10 protein-coding genes are annotated in these 17,881 nt (G+C 50.4%); 7 read left to right on the top strand and 3 right to left on the bottom strand.

All coding sequences use genetic code 11. From position 1 onward, the window contains the following. The first annotated feature begins 10 nt into the window (after positions 1–10). Positions 11–1,402 (top strand): patatin-like phospholipase family protein, encoded by a 1,392-nt coding sequence (locus tag MJ768_RS04240; protein ID WP_239288248.1) that lies wholly within the window; start codon positions 11–13, stop codon positions 1,400–1,402. Positions 1,403–1,518: 116 nt separating this feature from the next. Here the strand turns inward: MJ768_RS04240 and MJ768_RS04235 are convergent, their stop codons facing one another. Continuing rightward, positions 1,519–2,409, bottom strand: coding sequence for an exonuclease domain-containing protein (locus MJ768_RS04235; protein ID WP_239288246.1), 891 nt, complete (start codon positions 2,407–2,409; stop codon positions 1,519–1,521). Beyond that, complete coding sequence (locus MJ768_RS04230; RefSeq protein ID WP_239288244.1) at positions 2,410–2,778, bottom strand: hypothetical protein; 369 nt, start codon at positions 2,776–2,778, stop codon at positions 2,410–2,412. Positions 2,779–3,208: 430 nt separating this feature from the next. Between MJ768_RS04230 and MJ768_RS04225 the strand changes: the two genes are divergently transcribed. After that, the gene (locus MJ768_RS04225; RefSeq protein WP_239288242.1) at positions 3,209–6,178 is read left to right on the top strand and encodes a hypothetical protein; all 2,970 of its coding nucleotides are present in this window, start codon (positions 3,209–3,211) and stop codon (positions 6,176–6,178) included. A gap of 61 nt (positions 6,179–6,239) precedes the next feature. Here the strand turns inward: MJ768_RS04225 and MJ768_RS04220 are convergent, their stop codons facing one another. Next, complete coding sequence (locus MJ768_RS04220) at positions 6,240–7,466, bottom strand: methyltransferase domain-containing protein (protein ID WP_239288240.1); 1,227 nt, start codon at positions 7,464–7,466, stop codon at positions 6,240–6,242. A gap of 581 nt (positions 7,467–8,047) precedes the next feature. Here MJ768_RS04220 and MJ768_RS04215 point away from each other — a divergent pair. Genes MJ768_RS04215 through MJ768_RS04195 form a run of 5 tightly spaced genes read left to right on the top strand, consistent with a single transcriptional unit; the run spans position 8,048 to position 17,879 of the window. Then, positions 8,048–10,228, top strand: a complete 2,181-nt coding sequence (locus tag MJ768_RS04215; RefSeq protein ID WP_239288237.1) for a tetratricopeptide repeat protein — start codon at positions 8,048–8,050, stop codon at positions 10,226–10,228. Positions 10,229–10,234: 6 nt separating this feature from the next. Further along, a complete protein-coding gene (locus tag MJ768_RS04210) occupies positions 10,235–14,197 on the top strand; it encodes an O-linked N-acetylglucosamine transferase, SPINDLY family protein (RefSeq protein WP_239288235.1) in 3,963 nt (1,320 codons plus the stop codon). Positions 14,198–14,212: 15 nt separating this feature from the next. Beyond that, positions 14,213–16,366, top strand: coding sequence for an O-linked N-acetylglucosamine transferase, SPINDLY family protein (locus MJ768_RS04205; protein ID WP_239288233.1), 2,154 nt, complete (start codon positions 14,213–14,215; stop codon positions 16,364–16,366). A gap of 34 nt (positions 16,367–16,400) precedes the next feature. Further along, on the top strand, positions 16,401–17,165 hold the full coding sequence (locus MJ768_RS04200; protein ID WP_239288228.1) for a glycosyltransferase: 765 nt from the start codon (positions 16,401–16,403) through the stop codon (positions 17,163–17,165). 60 nt (positions 17,166–17,225) lie between these two features. Then, on the top strand, positions 17,226–17,879 hold the full coding sequence (locus tag MJ768_RS04195; RefSeq protein WP_239288227.1) for an Lcl domain-containing protein: 654 nt from the start codon (positions 17,226–17,228) through the stop codon (positions 17,877–17,879). Positions 17,880–17,881: the final 2 nt, after the last annotated feature.

Here is a 17,881-nt window from a genome sequence, read left to right as displayed (position 1 = left end):
CTGCCGGGCCATGGCCATGGCCGTTCTGGCACTCTTGCTGGTCTTGGCGGCGTCCGGGTGCGCGCACTATCCCGTCAACACTCCACTTGCAACCTTTCAACAGGATAGTGGCTACCAATTTGTTCAGGATCCCATCCCTCCCAATACGAACTCACTGTTCGTCTGCCTGGTTTTTTCCGGCGGCGGCACCCGCGCTGCGGCATTTTCCTATGGGGTAATGGAAAAACTGCGCGACACCAAGATTGTCTGGGAAGGAGTAACTAAAAGCCTGTTGGATGAGGTTGATTGCATTTCTTCGGTCTCCGGTGGCTCGTTCACCGCGGCCTATTATGGCCTCTTCGGAGAGCGGATTTTCTCCGACTTCAGATCGCGTTTTCTTGAGCGAAATGTGCAAGGGGAGTTGCTTGGCAAAGCGCTGGCTCCAACCAACTGGTTGCGCTTGGCTTCGCCCAACTTCAGTCGCATCGACCTGGCAGCGGAGCTTTACGATGAGGTGTTGTTCGAAGGCAAGACTTTCAAGGATCTGGCTGGCCTTAAGAAACGACCTTTTGTAATCATCAACTCCACCAACTTGGCCAATGGTGACGGATTCCAATTCACTCAGGCCCAGTTTGACTTTCTTGGCTCTGATCTGGCGACTTATCCTATTTCCAGGGCGGTTACCGCCTCATCGGCATTTCCCTTTTTGCTGAGCCCATTGAGCCTGAAGAATTACGCAAGCCCTGAGAATTACGTTGTGCCAACGGATGTCAAACTTGGAATAGAAGATTTCTATGTCAACCGCCGTCGTTATCAGTGGGCACTCAACCAGCTGGCCTATCTCGATAAGGAGGCGCGCCCTTATGTGCATCTCATGGACGGGGGGTTGGCGGACAACATCGGGCTACGTCCGCTTGAAGATGCGTTTTTGCGGACCAGTGGCTTTATTCGAAGCTTGATAAGTGAGGGAAAAATCGAGAAATTGGTCTTCTTGGTCGTCAATGCGCGCACCGACGACCAAGGTGACCTCAGCCGCTCCAAGAGTCCTCCCAGTCTCGGCACGGTGGCCTTCAAGACCGCAACTATCGCGTTAGACAACTACAGCTTCGAGACCATCGAATTCATGCGTGATCTTGCGGCTGCGCGCAAGCAAACGCAAATGGTGATAACAGCCTGTCAGAAAATGCTGGATAAATGCATGGGTCAGCGCTTGCCACAATTGGCAAAGACCATCGACCCCTACGTGATTGAGGTGAATTTCGAGGCGATTCCAGATTCCGGGCGGCGCAACTACTTTCTTGGCCTGCCGACCAGTTTTTCCTTGTCGCGCGATCAAGTGAAAGACCTTGTCGACATTGGCCCACAGTTGCTGGATCAGTCTCCTGATTTCAAGGCCCTGCTGGATTCACTTTCTGGAAACTAAGCATGAACTTGGCCGTTGGCTGTGACATGGACTTTTCTGGGCTAATGAAATAAAAGTGTAGCGTCCCCTTTTTCCAAAGCGAGGACAGGATGTTTTGGTCACTCAGGAGCGGTTTGTTAGGCATATTCCTGTGTAAGCCTTACTAGTTCCTTGAAATCGCTTTCCCCGATAATTCTTATTGGAGCACCTTGAGCAATTAGTTCCGCTGCCTTTCTATGCTTGGCACTCTTGTCATGACCTGCAAGCTTGCTAATATCTTGATCCCCAACTACAAGGATGGTTGTTTTCTGAGTAACTGATGGTGCGACTTGGCAACCGACTGATGCTGCAAAGTTGGCGGCCTCTTGCCGGCATATTTGGAGAGCACCAGTAAAGACCAGAACTTCTCCAGCAAGCTCGCCATCTGGATTTCCCCCTCGTCTTATTCCAGTACTGCCTCCGACCCCGGGAATTATTGGGCCTCTTACTCTCGACAACCAACCATCGATATCAAGACCCTTCTCTTTACATGCCCTGATAAGAATATGAGCAGATGCTTTGGCATCTTCAAGAGCATCATGATGTTTGAACTGAAAACCCAGCATCTTTGAAACAGGCGAAAGACCATATCCTTTCCAAGCGCAATCAATCCACGTTCTACGAGCAACTCTTGCGGAATCTAGCCAACTACAATTTGGGACGGCAATCTCGTATCTTCGACAAGCTTGGCTAATTGCTACTCTGTCGAAATGGGTATGACAAACTGCAACTTTCCCATCAAGTATTGAGAGTATTTTGTCGCTTAAATCCAATAATGTAGGTGACCCATCAACGGTTTCTTCTGTGATCCCATGGATGGATATATTCAAACCATCAAAATAGTCATCAGGATCAATGTATGACTTCCATTCGTGTACTAAACGCCCATCAACGTACTCGACAAGACCAATTTGGCATATGGAAGCCATATTTGCGTTAGCTGTTTCTACATCGAGCGCAACAAAACTTATATTCTCAATATCCTGCATTTATGCACCGCCATACTTAGAGATATCACTGGTGTATGTCACTTGTACACCTGTACTAGCACAGACCAGTTTGACGTCTACTGCAAGGTCAATATTGAGATCTTCGTCTTTCAGACCTTGCAGCTGAGCCAGGTATAAATACGTACCCCACTTTTCGCCTTTGATTGGCTTATCTAGTCCGCCTTTCCAATCCAAAGCTGGTAATTCGCCACGTTCGGCGCGAGCAGCAAGTTCCGGCTTTGATATTCTCAGTTCACGCCCGGTTTCCCAACTCCGGATTGAACCTTGATCTTCAGCCTTCCAGCACTTCTCCCAAGAAAGGCCTTTACGAACGGGCTCAGTAATCGAACGGAATATTTTCTTGCTCAACTTTTTGACTCCTCGCGGGTTCGCCTAATGAATAGCGTTTATCTGCCGCCCGCCCCAAACTTGTTAAACTCACGACCTTATTGGCGGCGAATAAACCTTCGAAGCCATTAGTTTATACCATTAGGAACTCCATTACTTTTAATGGACTCGGTCTCAATGGATAATTTAACTTCAAGCAGCATCATGCTGCGCTTTGTACTTGGGACTTGGCTCGCGCTATTAATTACCTATGGAGTGCTGCCCTAATCGCTAATCTCGTACAAACATCATTTACGAACCGTAAATGGTATTATTTCATTAGCTGCAACTTGTATCTTGGCTATCCCCGTCACTCGCTGTTAATTTTTGGAATGTACTTTCCTCAATATCCGTCACAGAATATCCGTTCCAGTGCCCCTTCAGAAGCCATACCACTAATAAAAGCAATGTAATGATTAGCCACCTTAATAAAAAATTGCTACTAACGGTAGTTGTAACTTTATCAGTTATCGCAATTGGCGGAGGTGCCGCCAGTCTTGTTTGGCCGCAAATAAAAATTGAAATGGCACCGCCAGTCTGCGAAGCACGCGGCGCGGTTGATACGCCAAAACTAGTCGATTCGACCGGCCAAGCCAGCATTTATATAGAGGGCTGGGCAGCCGATGCTGATGGAATAAGCCGTGTCGAGATGTGGGCGAACGGCAAATTGCTCGCCAGTGCCAAGCCGAGCGTCGTCAGAACAGATGTGACTTCAGCCCTTCCGCAATGCAAATTCCCGCCTGTTTCCGGATATACCTTTGCATTTTCGCGCGGCGTTATTCCACCGCATACCGCAGCGCTGGAAGTGCGCGCGGCAAACGGTGTCGGCAAGGTATTTAACGCCGGCCGGGTGCCAGTTGATTTTTCAAAGCCATTTGGGGTGTTAGACGTAACCGAGCCGATCAAGGCGGATGGCCGCAATTTGATTAGCGGCTGGGCGGTGGCGGGGAAGGTGCCGGTGAAAATACGGGTATTGGCGCAGGATAAAGAAATGTTGGTGTTGTCAGCCAGCAATAAGCGGGATGACGTTGCCAAGGTGTTTCCAGCTTGGCCGCAGGCAGCAACCAGCGGTTTCGAGGGGGTGCTGCCAATACATAAGTTGCCGCGCGGTCGCTATCACCTGAGAATTCTGTTCGAAGATGGCAAAGGACATAACAGCGAAATCGTCGGGCCGCAGGTGATCAACGACCTGCCGTTTGGCAAGATATTGGCGCAACATGACAAAATGATGTCGCCAGCCGCAATAGAGCTGCGCGCTTGGCTGGCCGATGAGCAAGGCATCCGGTCTGCAGATGTGGAAACTGAAACCGGCACGCCCCTTGGAAAGATGACGCTGACAAAAAAAGAGCAGTTGCTATCGGCTTTTTCAGACCCCCGCTTTAACCGCGACAAGGCGGGCGATGCGCCGCTGAAGGAAGGCGATCTGTACGGTATGAATGTGCCATTCGCCGTGATACCGTCCGGCTTGCAGCGATTACAGGTGCGGGTGGAGGACAATGCGGGCAATATTGCTGTATTGCCCGGGCCGCTGGTGCTCGATAAAAACCCAACCGCAAGACAAACCTGTTCTGGCGAGAAGTTGCGAGTATTTTATCCCGGCGGGGCGGTGGATTTTCGCAGTAACTTTCGCCAGTTGCAGGAATTACGCGACATGGCACAAGGCGGCTGTGTTGAAATCGGTTTCCGCGGGCGTGTTGAATATATGCGTACCACCAAAGGTGAGCAGGCCGATTATATATTTGACCCCAATTTTCCTGAGCGCTTGCGCAGTCGCAACGGCAAGGGTATGAGCGGTGAATCCTTGAGTGAGTTACTCGAGACTGCGCTAGGTTTCCGCGCACCGTCGATGATCACACTGGATGGCGGCGTCTGGGCCGATTCCAAGTTCGCCGCGCCGGATCTGGATATTGTCGATATGCTGGAGCAAGACGAGCGCGCCGTGCAATGGAACCAGTTCGACAAGTCTGAGCCAGACGACGCCCTGAAAAATTTGGCCGGTGCCACCGACAGTCCAGAATTGGCACGCATGATGAGCCTGAACCGCTACAACCGCCGCTTTCTTGATTACAAGAAGCGTAACCTGCAAGCCGCCGTGCGCGAAATTGTCAAATTCAATCAGACGCATCCCGCAAGTTATGTGATGATCAACCTCGACCCGGATGAGTACATCAATCCGTGGTTCTACCAGACCCAGTGGTACGACTACAATCCGGACACATTGCGCCAATACCGCGAATGGCTGTTCCACCTCGGCCCGTACGCAAATGATGGCGAATTAGCCTTCTCCCGACATGAACCCGGGTTGACTCTGGCCGACGCAAACCGTCTCGGCAAGCGATCCTGGAAGGAAGTTAGCGCCATTGAACCACCACGCAAATCCATCGATTACGACGATCAATGGCAGCAATTATGGACGCAATTCAGGCGTCATCTAGTGGCGCGCCATTATGACGACCTCGCTACCTGGGCAGTAGAGGCAGGCTTGCCGCCAGCGCGTATCTATACCAGCCAAACCTTTATCCAGGCGGATGTCGCAGTAAGTATCACCGATCATGCCAATGGCTGGAACGACCAGGCTGGGGTGTCGATAGAAGGTGCCAAGCCACGCCAAGGCCATTTGGGCGTGATTTTGTATGGCCCAGGCAGCCGCAACGAAGGCAAGCCGCGTAGCGGTAGCAGCCTGATCGACAACATCCGGCGCACCGATCCTGCATGGGGCGTGGTGGAATTCCATCCCGCTACGATTGCGTTTCCAGAAAAATTGCCGGATCACAATGAATCCTATGCCACCATGCAGGCGCTAATAAACGGCGGTGCGCATTTCCTGTCACCGATGTGGGGCAGTTACGTGGGTGACCGCATGGTGCACCCGAATAATTTCAAGGCCTACGATGTGATGGAAGGTTCGGCCTATGAGTACCAGTTCGTCTGGTGGCTGCGCGCAATGCAAGCGTGGCCGGTCGGCAGCCTGTTTTATCCGTTTGGCAATGCTTTGGTGAAAAGCAATGATGGCTGGACCCCGGCAGCAGAAACACATCTGACAAGCGGTTATGGAGAGTTGCACCTGACCGGTGAAGCTGAGCACATTGGTCTGGTTTCACCGCAGTGGGAAATGCGCTATCTGACGGCGCCGACTGAACTTGTCGTAACCGGGAGCTGGCCGCAGCAAACCAAAGCATCAGCCGTGTTATTACTGGAGAATGGCGAAAAGTTGTCCTGCTTACTCCAGTCAATCGGGCAAAACAGGGCACGTTGCCTTTTCCCCGCGTTTCAAAAACGGCAGATGTCGCGCTTGACGCTGCAGTGGCAGCTGCCTGCTGCGCAGCAAAAAGCGGGTGTCAAGATAAGTGACGTAGCCCTTAAGCTTGTTGATCATCGTTGATTTAATTTGTACAAACTTGCAATATCCTCGAATCAACGCCCTCTTTAGGATGCCATTTTTTCTAAGAATTGAGATTTTTTTCCGGTTTTTGAACCGTTATGTAGGGCTCTTCTACAGCCAAATCCAGAATGCTATACGGCTGTAAGGCCGCATCATACTCAACTACTTCGCTGGTTCTGATTGCTGCGCGGATTAAAATGTACCCATAGCTTCGCAATTCTTTTTCAAAATCAGCCAGGCGAATAGGATTAAGTTCTTTATAAAAACGCCAATAATCTTCATTTGTGACATTAAAACCTGAACGATCCATTATCGTAGGTTTTGTGGTCATTACCATTTCTTTCAAATCAGCTTCTGGGATGCGCAGATGCAAATGTGGTGTTGGATCGAATTCGCCCAAGTGGCTTCCTATCGCCGAATAGTACAAGCCGGGGGCGACGAAAAATAATCCGCCCGGTTTCAATACCCGATAAACTTCGTCCAATGTTTTTCGATATCCCCCTGCAATATGTTCAAGCGAGCCCCAAGAGATCACAACGTCAAAGCTTTCATCGGCATAGGGGATTTCCTCACAGCTTTGCTGTAAAAAAGTAAAGTTGTCAGGCATTTTTTGTAAAGGCAATCCATTTTCCCGAGCGACTCTAGGTAATTCTTTTATGTAATCCACAATATCCAAGGCGACGAGTTCTTGCGGCTGATAGCGCAGAACGATGCTCAAGTCTGTAATTCCTTCGCCCGCACCGATATCCAAAATTCTGCCATGCAGCTTTTCAGAATTAGCGAGACAAAGCTCTCCAATGACTTTTGCGGCATGACAAAAATGACGATGAAACCAATTAGTCATACCTTGACGCCATGACAGCTGATTTAAAAGAGTGTCCGTTTCCGGGTTAATACTCCACGTACCCAACAAAATCTGCTGTGCGGACTCAATCCCGTGGATGGAAAATAATTGTAATGAATCCGGTGCACGAACCTGGCTTACAGTTCCCCATGAAATTCCAAGTTCATAATTGCCCGGAGGAAGTGATACTGGCCATTCAAAGTTGAAGCAGAACTCGCCGCGTGGCAGCCAAGGCAGAAATATTCCACCTTGATGCGTATCAGAAGCCACCAAATAGGTGTCAGCTCCCTCATGACGAATGAACAAGCGCATTACAGGATCAAAAACACAGATGTCCCGAACCTGAAGGCTCATCTGAACTTTTATGATCTGCCCTTCTTGATAAATGTTAGCGATAGGCTGGACATTTAATTCTGCAGGATCAATATTGTTTGGTTGATTCATTTGGACTCTTCGATAAGTTTAATTAAATTAAAAGGTCTGATATTCGTTTCATTGAAACTTGGATGACCACTTTATTTTCAAAACTACGGGATTTTGAAGGCTAATTCCTGGCCGTATTTTTGGCAAGAAACGCGCGAATTTTTTATAGCAACGAACCCATGGCCGGCAGAGATGAATGCTATTTGCCATATGTTCTTAGTGTAAGAACAGGTATTATTTTTGGGGCGCTCAGATAAATCAAAGATAGCTGTGGAGTCTGACGGGACAGCTTTCTTGCTATACTGTGTCCTTGTTTTTGGCATTGGGCATTGCGTTGATGTCTGCTCTGGTCATGGCTGAGGCGCGTCTCATTTTAGCTTGCAAAAGACTGTTTCACTTTCCGTTCCCTTGTTCGCGCTCGCCGCAAATTATATACGCAATCACTGCTATCCGGAGATTTGAGTATCCATACTCAATAACTCGCACTTTTTCCTTTGCAGATAAATAGCGAAGGCAGTTGATTGAGGTGCTGAATTTTTTTGAGAAAGCAGTGAGATGCTGCACTTTGAATTCAGGATTCGCGTCAGATTAAGGCATCAAAAATGCAAAATGAAAATCAGCCAATTCCTATCGGCGCCTCTATTCACCCAGAGGTTCTTTATCAGTTGGGATTGAAGACTTTTAGTTCGAAAAATTTCGAACAAGCAGCATGTTATTTTAACAAGGCAATACAGGCTGACTCAAAGCAGCCACATTATTGGCTTGCTTTGGGTTTGGTCTCGCAGGCGCAAGGGAAGTTTGACGAAGCAGCAGGATATTTTTGTAAAGCACTTGAACTGAATCCAAATTTTGCACGAGCATATAATCAGTTGGGCACGCTATATCAAATAAAGGGGAGTCTTGATGAAGCTGCAGCTAATTTTAGCCTAGCGTTAAAATTTCTTCCCGACTTTCCCCAGGCTTGGAATAACTTGGGAAGCGTACTTAATTTACAGGGAAAAATTGACGAGGCAACGGTTGCCTTTCTCGAAGCAGTAAGGTTAAAACCAGATTACATACTCGCTTACAACAATTTGGGCAGCGCATATCAAGCACAAGCAAGAATGGAAGAGGCTGAGAGCTGTTACCGCAAATCCATTGAACTTCAGCCGGATAATATTTATGCCCATTTTGGCTTGGGCCATGCCCTTCTTGTGCAGTTGAAGATGGAAGAGGCCGAGAAAGTGTTACGCCGAGCGCTCTTTCTCGATCCAGATAATATTCAAGTGCTAAACAACTTGGCTTATTCTTTAAAAGAACAGAGCAAAAATATCGAAGCGGCATCCGTTTATCAGCATGCCTTGTCATTAAAGCCAAATGGCTTGAAGGCATTCATCGGCGCTCATCTGATGTTGCCCGCGATTTATTCCAATGCCGCAGAATTGTCCGCAGTACGCAAACGTTACACTGAGGGTCTGAAGACTTTACGAGATAACACCGAAAACTTCCTTGAAATAGAATCAAAAGAATTATTGTCGGGATTGAGCTGGACAAATTTTTATCTGGCTTATCAAGGTCAAGATGACAAATCTTTGCAAGTGGAATATGCACATTTTGTGGCGGATATTCTTCAGGTTGCAACGCCAGATTTAATGCAGCCCATAAAGCAGGATCCTGCAGCCAGCCAACGACGTTTGCGCATTGGCTTCTTGTCGAGTTTTATGCGCGATTGCACCGTAGGGTCTTATTTTAAAAGCTGGGTTACTTCTCTTGACCGGGGGATGTTCGAAATTTATTGCTATTACATTGGGCATATGCAGGATCAAGTAACTGAAGAATTTACCGATGCTTCTGACAGCTATAAACATCTTGTTGGCGACGTTGATTATATTGGCAGACAGGTCAAGAAAGACCAGCTGGATATCTTGATTTATCCGGAAATTGGAATGGACCCGGGGGCATTTGTATTAGCGGCCATGCGCTTGGCACCAATGCAATGTGCTGCCTGGGGACATCCGGTAACCACCGGACATGCCAATATGGATTATTACTTTTCCAGTGCATTAATGGAGCCAGAAAACGCGCAGGCTCACTATAGTGAACAATTAATATTGCTGGAGGGAATCGGAACGTGCTATTTAAAACCGGCACTTCCTTCTCCAGCCGAGCGCTCAGACTTTTCATTGCCAGAAAATCGTATTCTTTATCTTTGCCCGCAATCGTTATATAAAATTCATCCCGATAACGATAGGCTGATGCTGGAAATTTTGGCATGGAATAAAAAAGCTGTGCTGGTCTTTTTTCAAGCCACAGACATTTCAATTACCCGTGCTTTTATGAAGCGGCTTGAAAGTGCATTGGATGAAAGCGGGATGGAGAAAAGCGGTCAAATTAAAATCTTGCCGCGCATGGGCCATGAAAATTATTTGCGGGTCAATATGCTGTGCGACGTAATGCTCGATACCCTGCATTGGTCCGGCGGCAATACAACTCTGGATGCGCTAGCCTGCGGTTTACCCGTGGTAACGATGCCAGGGCAATTTATGCGCGGGCGGCAAAGCTACGGCATGTTGAAGTGTATGGGCTTGAATGAGCTGATCGCACACGATCACAAAGATTATATAGAGATAGCAACCAGACTCGGTGCAGACCGGGCTTGGCATCAGCAAGTTGTGCAACAAATAACCACAAGGAGCGACGTCATCTTTGCGGTGGAGGCGCCATTGCGTCAGATGGAGCAGTTTTTTGCCGTGGCATTAAATGCTCGACCATTAAGCCCACCTTCTGATAACAATTGTAATTAATCAACCATGAATAATCCCGACCAATTGTTTCAACAGGCAGTGCAGTATCATCAAGCAGGACGGCTAGTGGACGCCATGATGGCCTACCGGCAAGTTCTGGCGCTGCAGCCCAGGCACCCACAATGTCACTACAATTTGGCACTGGCGCTGCAATACCTGAATCAAACCGATGCGGCAATTGCCAGCTACCAGCGCGCCATCGAAATCAATCCCGGCTTTGCCGAAGCACACAACAATCTGGGCAATATCTATCAAAACCTGGAGCGTCTGGAGGATGCTCGGCAATCCTACAGCCGTGCCTTGGCAAGCAATTCCAGACTGCCACAGGCGCAATTCAATTTAGGCCTGATACTTAAAAAACAGAAACGGTTCAGTTTGGCGGTGGAGCACTTCCAGGCGGCGCTAAAAATTGCGCCGGACTATGAGGAAGCTTATGACAATCTCTGTTCGCTGCTGAAATTTCTCGACCGCACCGAGGAATGGCTGGATGCATTCAAGAAATATGAGCGCCTGGATAAAAAAACTGACTGGTTTTTTGTTGCCGGACTTTCCGCTTGTCGCTACCTGGGCGATTTCACCCGCGAACAAAACTACCTGCAAGCCTTGTCGGCACATCCACTCAAAGATGGCGACATCGGGGTGCTGGATAATATTTTAAGTGTGGCGCAGTACTTCGATCTGCCGCAAGCGCAGCTACTGCGTCTGTATCATGCCTACAATGAGGCAGTTAAACGCCAACATTTCTCCGAATTCCCGCTGGTTTCTCCCTACCGGACGCAGCGCACAAAATTGCGCATTGGCTATTTGTCGGCGGATTTTCGCGTACATGTGATGGGCAAACTTATGGTCGAAGTGCTGGCGCGCCATGATCGCAGCCAGTTTGAATTGCATCTGTATTCCCTGGCGAGCCAGGAAGATGCACTCACCAAGCAGTTTGTCACGATCAGTGATAAATTCGTTGATCTGCACACGCTGTCCGCGCGGCAAGCCGCCAAGATGATCGCCGAAGACGACCTCGACATATTGATCGACCTGTGCAACCACACTTCCTATTCCAATGCATTGATCCTCGCCTACAAACCGGCACGGGTGCTGATCACCCATCTTGGCTCTCACGGTGGCATAGGCCTGGATACGGTTGACTACAAGCTGACCGATCATTATGCCGACGTGCCGGAAAATGCGGCATATTTGATCGAAAAGCTGTTACCGATGGAAGGCTGTCTATTCCCCTTTCACCATGTTGAACCTGCTTCGGATATCCATTTAAGCCGGGCCGAGTTAGGCATTGCCGAAAATGCAGTGGTATTAGGCGTTTTCGCTAACATAATGAAATTCAGCCCGCGTAGTCTGCAAACCTGGGCTGCCATCATGACGAGAGTCGAACATGCCGTGCTGGCATTTTCACCGCTGAAAGAAAACGAAAAAGCCAGCTATTTACGTCAAATTGCAGCGGCCGGAATTGATCCGGTGCGAGTGAAGTTCATCCCTGCGGCAAAGGACGAGCAGTTTAACCGCGCACGTTATGCACTGCTCGATATAGCGCTCGACACTTTCCCCTACAGCGGTGGTGATACGACTCTGGCAGCGCTGGATATGGGGGTGCCGGTGATCACATTGTGCGGCCAGCGCCATAGTGAGCGCACCTCCTACAGTATTCTGATGAACCTCGGCGTGCCTGAAACAATTGCCCACAACGAAGCCGAATATATCGATCTCGCTTGCCGTCTGGCGAGCGATGCTGGCTGGCGCAGCATGGTGGTGGAACAGATCCGGCGTGGTCTTGTTGATTCGCCGCTGGTTGACATGGAAGCTTATACCCGGCATCTGGAAGATGCTTATCGCCATGCTATCGCCCAATGCCCCCTAAAAGATTCAGTCGTAAACGACGATAATAAAGCGCTGTTCCAGAAAGCAGTGCGGCAACACCAGGCCAACAACTTGATGGAAGCCGCAGACCATTACCGGCAGGTACTATTGCATGAGCCCGACCATGCCGCCGCCCTCTATTTATATGGCGTACTACTGGAACAAACCGGTCAGGAAGATGATGCCGTCGTGCAACTTCAACGTGCAATTGCGATTAGCCCGAGCTATCTTGATGCGCACCTGGCACTTGGCAACCTTTATTTGAAGCAGGGACAGATGGCGGATTCGGTCGCCGGTTTTAACAAGGCGCTGCAAATCAAGCCTAGTCATTTTGCAGCGCTGAACGGGCTAGGCCGCGCCCTGACCGGGGCTGGCCATCTGCCGCAAGCCGTCACCACCTTGCAGCAGGCAATCCAAAGTCAGCCGCAGGAACCGTCCGCGTATTTCAATCTTGGCGTGGTATATCAAAAGCAAGGTATGCCAGACGCGGCAATGGCCACCTATCATCGTGCCCTGGCGCTGGAGCCAAGCAACACCGAGGCCTTATTCAACCTGGGCGTACTGTTCCAGCAGCAAGGCAAGGCCGAACGCGCTGCTGCCTGCTACCAAAAGATCCTGGGTATTCAACCGGATCATGCGCCGGCCTATTACCATCTGGGCGATGTGTTGTTCGATGCCGGCAAAATCAATCCGTGGCTGGAAAATTTTAAACAGTTCCGGCGCCACGCGCCGCCCTCCGTCATGCTCGCGGTGTATGGCCTGCAAGCTTGCCAGTATCTGGGTGAAGTCGAACAGCAACAAGCGTATCTGGACGACTTGCTAAGCGATAAATATGCGTTCCTCAATGACGCCGATGCACTCGACCGGCTGGAGGAAATACTGTATCTGCTATTGTTTTTTGACTTTCCTCCAGAGCGTCTGTTTGCCCTGTACCAGCGCTACAACCAATTGAGCAAGCAGACGAACTCCCCCCAATTGTCGCTGCCCACCCGCGCTGGCGGCATGATCCGGCTGGGCTATTTGTCCGCTGATTTGCGCGATCACGTGATGGGAAAAATGATATATCAGGCCATTTCTCGCCATGATACCGGGCAATTCGAGGTGTACTGCTATTCGCTGTCATCGCAGGAAGATGCGTGGACCGAGCGCTTCCGTGCCTGCAGCCATCGATTTGTCGGCATCGCAAATCTCGACGCGCTCAGTGCGGCCAATCGCATTACCGAGGACAACCTGGATATTCTGGTGGATCTGTCCACCCACACCAAGGGCAGCCTGCCAGCGATTCTGGCGTACAAACCAGCGCGCCTGCAGATCACCCACATTGCCAGCGCCGGGGCGGTGGGGCTGGATAGCATCGATTTCAAGCTAACCGATCAATACGCCGACACTACAGAAAATCAGGCGTATCTGCTGGAGCGCCTGTTGCCGATGCAGGGCTGTGTATTTCCTTATCGCCACATCGCGCCAGCCAGCCAGCACAACTATCAGCGCACAAAACTCGGCATAAAAAAGAACGCTATAGTGCTGGGGGCTTTTGTCACTTTGATTAAGCTGAGTCCGCGCTGTCTCGCATTGTGGCGCCGGGTGCTGGAAGCACTGCCGAGCGCGGTACTCGCGTTCTCGCCGCACAACATTGAAGCTAAAGCTGGCTACCTGCAACGACTCAAGGCCGCTGGCATAGCGGCAACCCGCGTCGTTTTCATCCCGGCCGGCAAGGATGAAGCCCACAACCAGGCGCGCTATACCATGGTTGACATGGTGCTGGATACACTGCCGTTTGGCGGAGTCAATGGTACGCTGGAAGCGCTCGATATGGGCGTGCCGGTGGTCACGCTGCGCGGGGAACGGCACGGCGAACGCACCGGCTTCAGCATTCTGACGAATCTTGGAGTAACGGCAACGATTGCCTGCAACGAACAGGAATATATCGACATCGTCAAACGCCTCGCTAACGATCAAACGTTCTACGCCAGTGTTACGGATGCTATCCGGCGCGGTTTGGCCGACTCGCCGCTAGTCAACATGGATGATCATGTGCGTCATCTGGAAGAAGCCTATCGACAAGCGTTGCTGCAGAAAGGCATCGTAACATCGCGATGAGTATCCCCTGTAGCCATGACTGATAGCCCCGATTTACTTAATCAGGCCGAGGCGCCGCAGCAGGCAGCCGCACTGGCCAGGCAAAGCGGAAATTTACAGCGGGCGTTGGCGTATCTTGATCAAGCCATCGCTCTCAGCCCGCAAGAGTCGCGCAATCATTTTCTGCGCGGACTCACGCTGGAAGATCTGCACCGGCCAGATGAGGCCGTCGCTAGCCTGCAAAATGCAATTCGCGTGAAGCCAGACTATGCCGAGGCCTACAACAATATCGGCATTATTCTGCATGACCAAAAACGCTTCGCGCAAGCCGCTGCAAATTTCCGCGATGCAATCCATCACAAGCCGGATTATCCCGGAGCTTATAACAACCTGGGCACCTCGCTTCGTGCGCTGGGTGATTTCGCTGGCGCTCAGCAGCAGTTTGCGCAGGCTGTTCTGCTGAAACCGGATTACGCGCTGGCCCATTACAACCTGGGCATCACTCACCTGGATTTAGGACAACTCAATTCGGCGGAAACCAGCTTCAACCATGCGCTTCGCTTGAAGCCGGATCACGTCCAGGCTTACAACTATCTCGGTTCTGTTCAGCACCAACTGGGCAAGCTCGATGAAGCGGAAGCCAGCTTCACCCATGCCGCGCAAATGAAGCCGGGCAAGAATGGCGCGGAACTCAACAAACTTGCCCGCGTGTTCTGGGAGCAAGGCCGCATCGAACACACACTTGCGGCCTATCGGCAAGCGCAAACGCTGAATCCGCATGAACTGAAATCAGCACTCGGTGCCTTGCTGTCATTGCCTGCCGTATACCGCAATCAGAATGATTTGCTGGAAGCACGACAGCGATTCGCTGATGGCCTGAAAATCCTGCACGCAAATATTCCAGACTTTATTTCTCACAACCAGCCCGAGCAACTATTGGATGAACTGCGCTGGAGCAATTTTTACTTGGCCTACCAAGGTCTTGACGACAAGCAGCTGCAAATAGACTATGCGCATTTTGTTGCTGCCATGCTGGAGAAAATCGCGCCGCAATTCATGCAGCTGCGCGCGAAAAAAGACGCAGCGGGGCGCCGCTTGCGCATCGGTTATCTGTCCAGTTTTTTCAGAAATTGCACGGTTGGTATGTATTTCCGCAGCTGGATCATGCAGCTCGATCGCGAGCAATTTGAAATTTTTGTCTACCATACCCGCCAGGAAACAGATTCTGTTACCCAGGAAATTGTCGACGCTTGCGACCACTTTCGCCACCTTGTCGCGGGCCCTGTATCGCCGGGCAGTATCGCCGCATCTGTGCTGACGGATGACCTGGATGTACTGGTTTACCCGGAGCTCGGCATGGATAACAGCAGTTTCCTGCTGGCTGCCATGCGACTGGCGCCGGTGCAATGTGCTGGCTGGGGACACCCTGTGACCAGCGGCCACGCAAATATCGACTATTATTTTTCAAGCGCCGCAATGGAGCCCGATAACGCCGAGCTCCATTATTCAGAAAAATTGATATTGCTCGAGGGCCTAGGCACTTATTACAGCAAGCCTGTGCTACCCACGCCAGCGCGTCGCGCCGACTTTGCGTTACCGGGAGATAAGACGCTGTATCTGTGCCCGCAATCATTATTCAAGATCCATCCGGACAACGATGCACTGCTGGCTAACATTCTTGAGCGCGACCCGGATGGAGTCATCGTGCTGTTTGCCGGCCGCCACCCCAACATCACCAACGCCTTTTTTGCCCGGCTGGCGCAGACCCTGCGCGCGTGCGGCCTGGAGCCGCAAGGGCGGGGCATTATTCTGCCGTCAATGGCGCACGATGATTACCTACGCGTCAATATGCTGAGTGATGTGATGCTCGATACCCTGCATTGGTCAGGCGGCAACACAACTCTGGATGCGCTTGCTTGCGGCTTGCCAGTGGTAACTTTGCCGGGAGAATTCATGCGCGGTCGGCAAAGCTACGGAATGCTGAAATGCATGGGGCTGGATGAACTGATAGCCAAAGACCAGGATGACTATATCGAGATAGCCATCAAGATCGGCACAGACAATGCATGGCGCCAGCAAGTTGTTCAGCGCATCATTACCGGCAGCAATAGAATCTTCGAGATGGATACGTCATTACGTCAAATAGAATCGTTTTATCATTCTGAATTCAACGTGCAATGTGGCGACTAGTAGCCACATCTCGATTGAAACGGAGCCAGCTAACATGATTTCGATTATCATTTGCAGCATCAATCCGGAAAAATTCGAGTTCGTCTCGAAAAACTACAAGGAGCTGCTGGGGGACGCGCCGTTTGAGATCATCGGCATCCACGACGCGCAGTCACTGTGCGAAGGCTATAACCGCGGCATCACCCAAAGCCGGGGCGACATCCTGATTTTTTGCCATGATGACATCGAGATAATCTCGCCCGATTTTTATCCTCGTTTGCGCCAATATCTGCAAGTCTACGATGTGGTCGGCTGCGCCGGCACAAGTCATTTAGTCGCCAGCAACTGGGGATTTGCGGGAGACCCCTACTTGCACGGCACTGTTGCCTACCCGGTTACCGGTGATGAATGGCCCGGCAATCGCTTCGACTTGTCGGTGTGGGGCGAGATAAATTCGGTGGTCGTTGAAGGAATTCAAGCTTTGGACGGATTTTTCTTTGCCGTGAATCGGCGGGTGGTCAATGAAATACGTTTCGATGAACAAAATTTCGATGGCTTCCATATCTATGACATCGACTTTACCTTCGCAGCCTATTTGGCCGGATTCAAATTGGCGGTATGCAACGATATTTTAATAGCCCACCAGTCGCGCGGAAATTATTGTGAGAAGTACGCAGTATTTAGTGCCAGGTTTATGGAAAAGTATCAAGGCCGCCTGCCAGTTCAAGAATGCAATAACCGCCAAGTGGCATTAGCGAAGAACCTTGATCGTGCACAAATGCTACGCATCGGTGGTAGTTTTCGGGTAGCTCGAAGCTGAATTCAATAAACTATAAAGGGTAGCGCCCCCTGTTTCCATTTTTCAATTCCGGTACAGGTAATGGCACCTGACTGTCAGGCAGGTAAAATGATTTACCCTGATTTTAGGGCCGCCGATTCTGACACCTGGCGCAACACCAAACACCGTCAAGGTGCATGGGTAACCCCACTTTTTGATGCATACATACTTGTTCTAAGGGTGCATGAAGCGTACTATTACCACATGAAAAAACTACTCTCCCACATGAAAAAACTACTCATAACTTTGACCGTCTTGTTGTTAACTTTGAATATAGCGTCGGCGGATCCGCTGGAAAAGGCTGCGGTGCCAAGCGCCGCACCGGTAAAATTACCTCCTGGTTACATCGTCCATGGCAAACTCACTTGGGCACCCATTACAGCAACCGCTGTTACCTTGGCTGAGGCTAAGAATATCTGCTCATCATCCACGGCTCTGGGATACAAATGGCGTCTGCCAACCAAAGACGAGCTGGTCGCACTCACTCGATATGATGGAAGTACGCTAGGTATTCGTCATGAGAACATTTACCGCACTAATGTTTCAGCACTACGTGCCCAGGGTTGGACACTGTACGACGTTTGGTCATCCACGCCCGGCACTGTTTTTGGCCTCCAGTTTATCGTTAACCTGGAGGGCGGCATCGTTAACTACGGTGACGAAAACGGTTTAAGCCACGTGTCTTGTGTTAACTAACT

The sequence above is a fragment of the Candidatus Nitrotoga sp. 1052 genome, from assembly GCF_927312905.1.
Taxonomy (GTDB): Bacteria; Pseudomonadota; Gammaproteobacteria; order Burkholderiales; family Gallionellaceae; genus Nitrotoga.
Note: the sequence above shows the minus strand (reverse complement) of the source record. Positions and strands in the feature narration are given on the sequence as shown.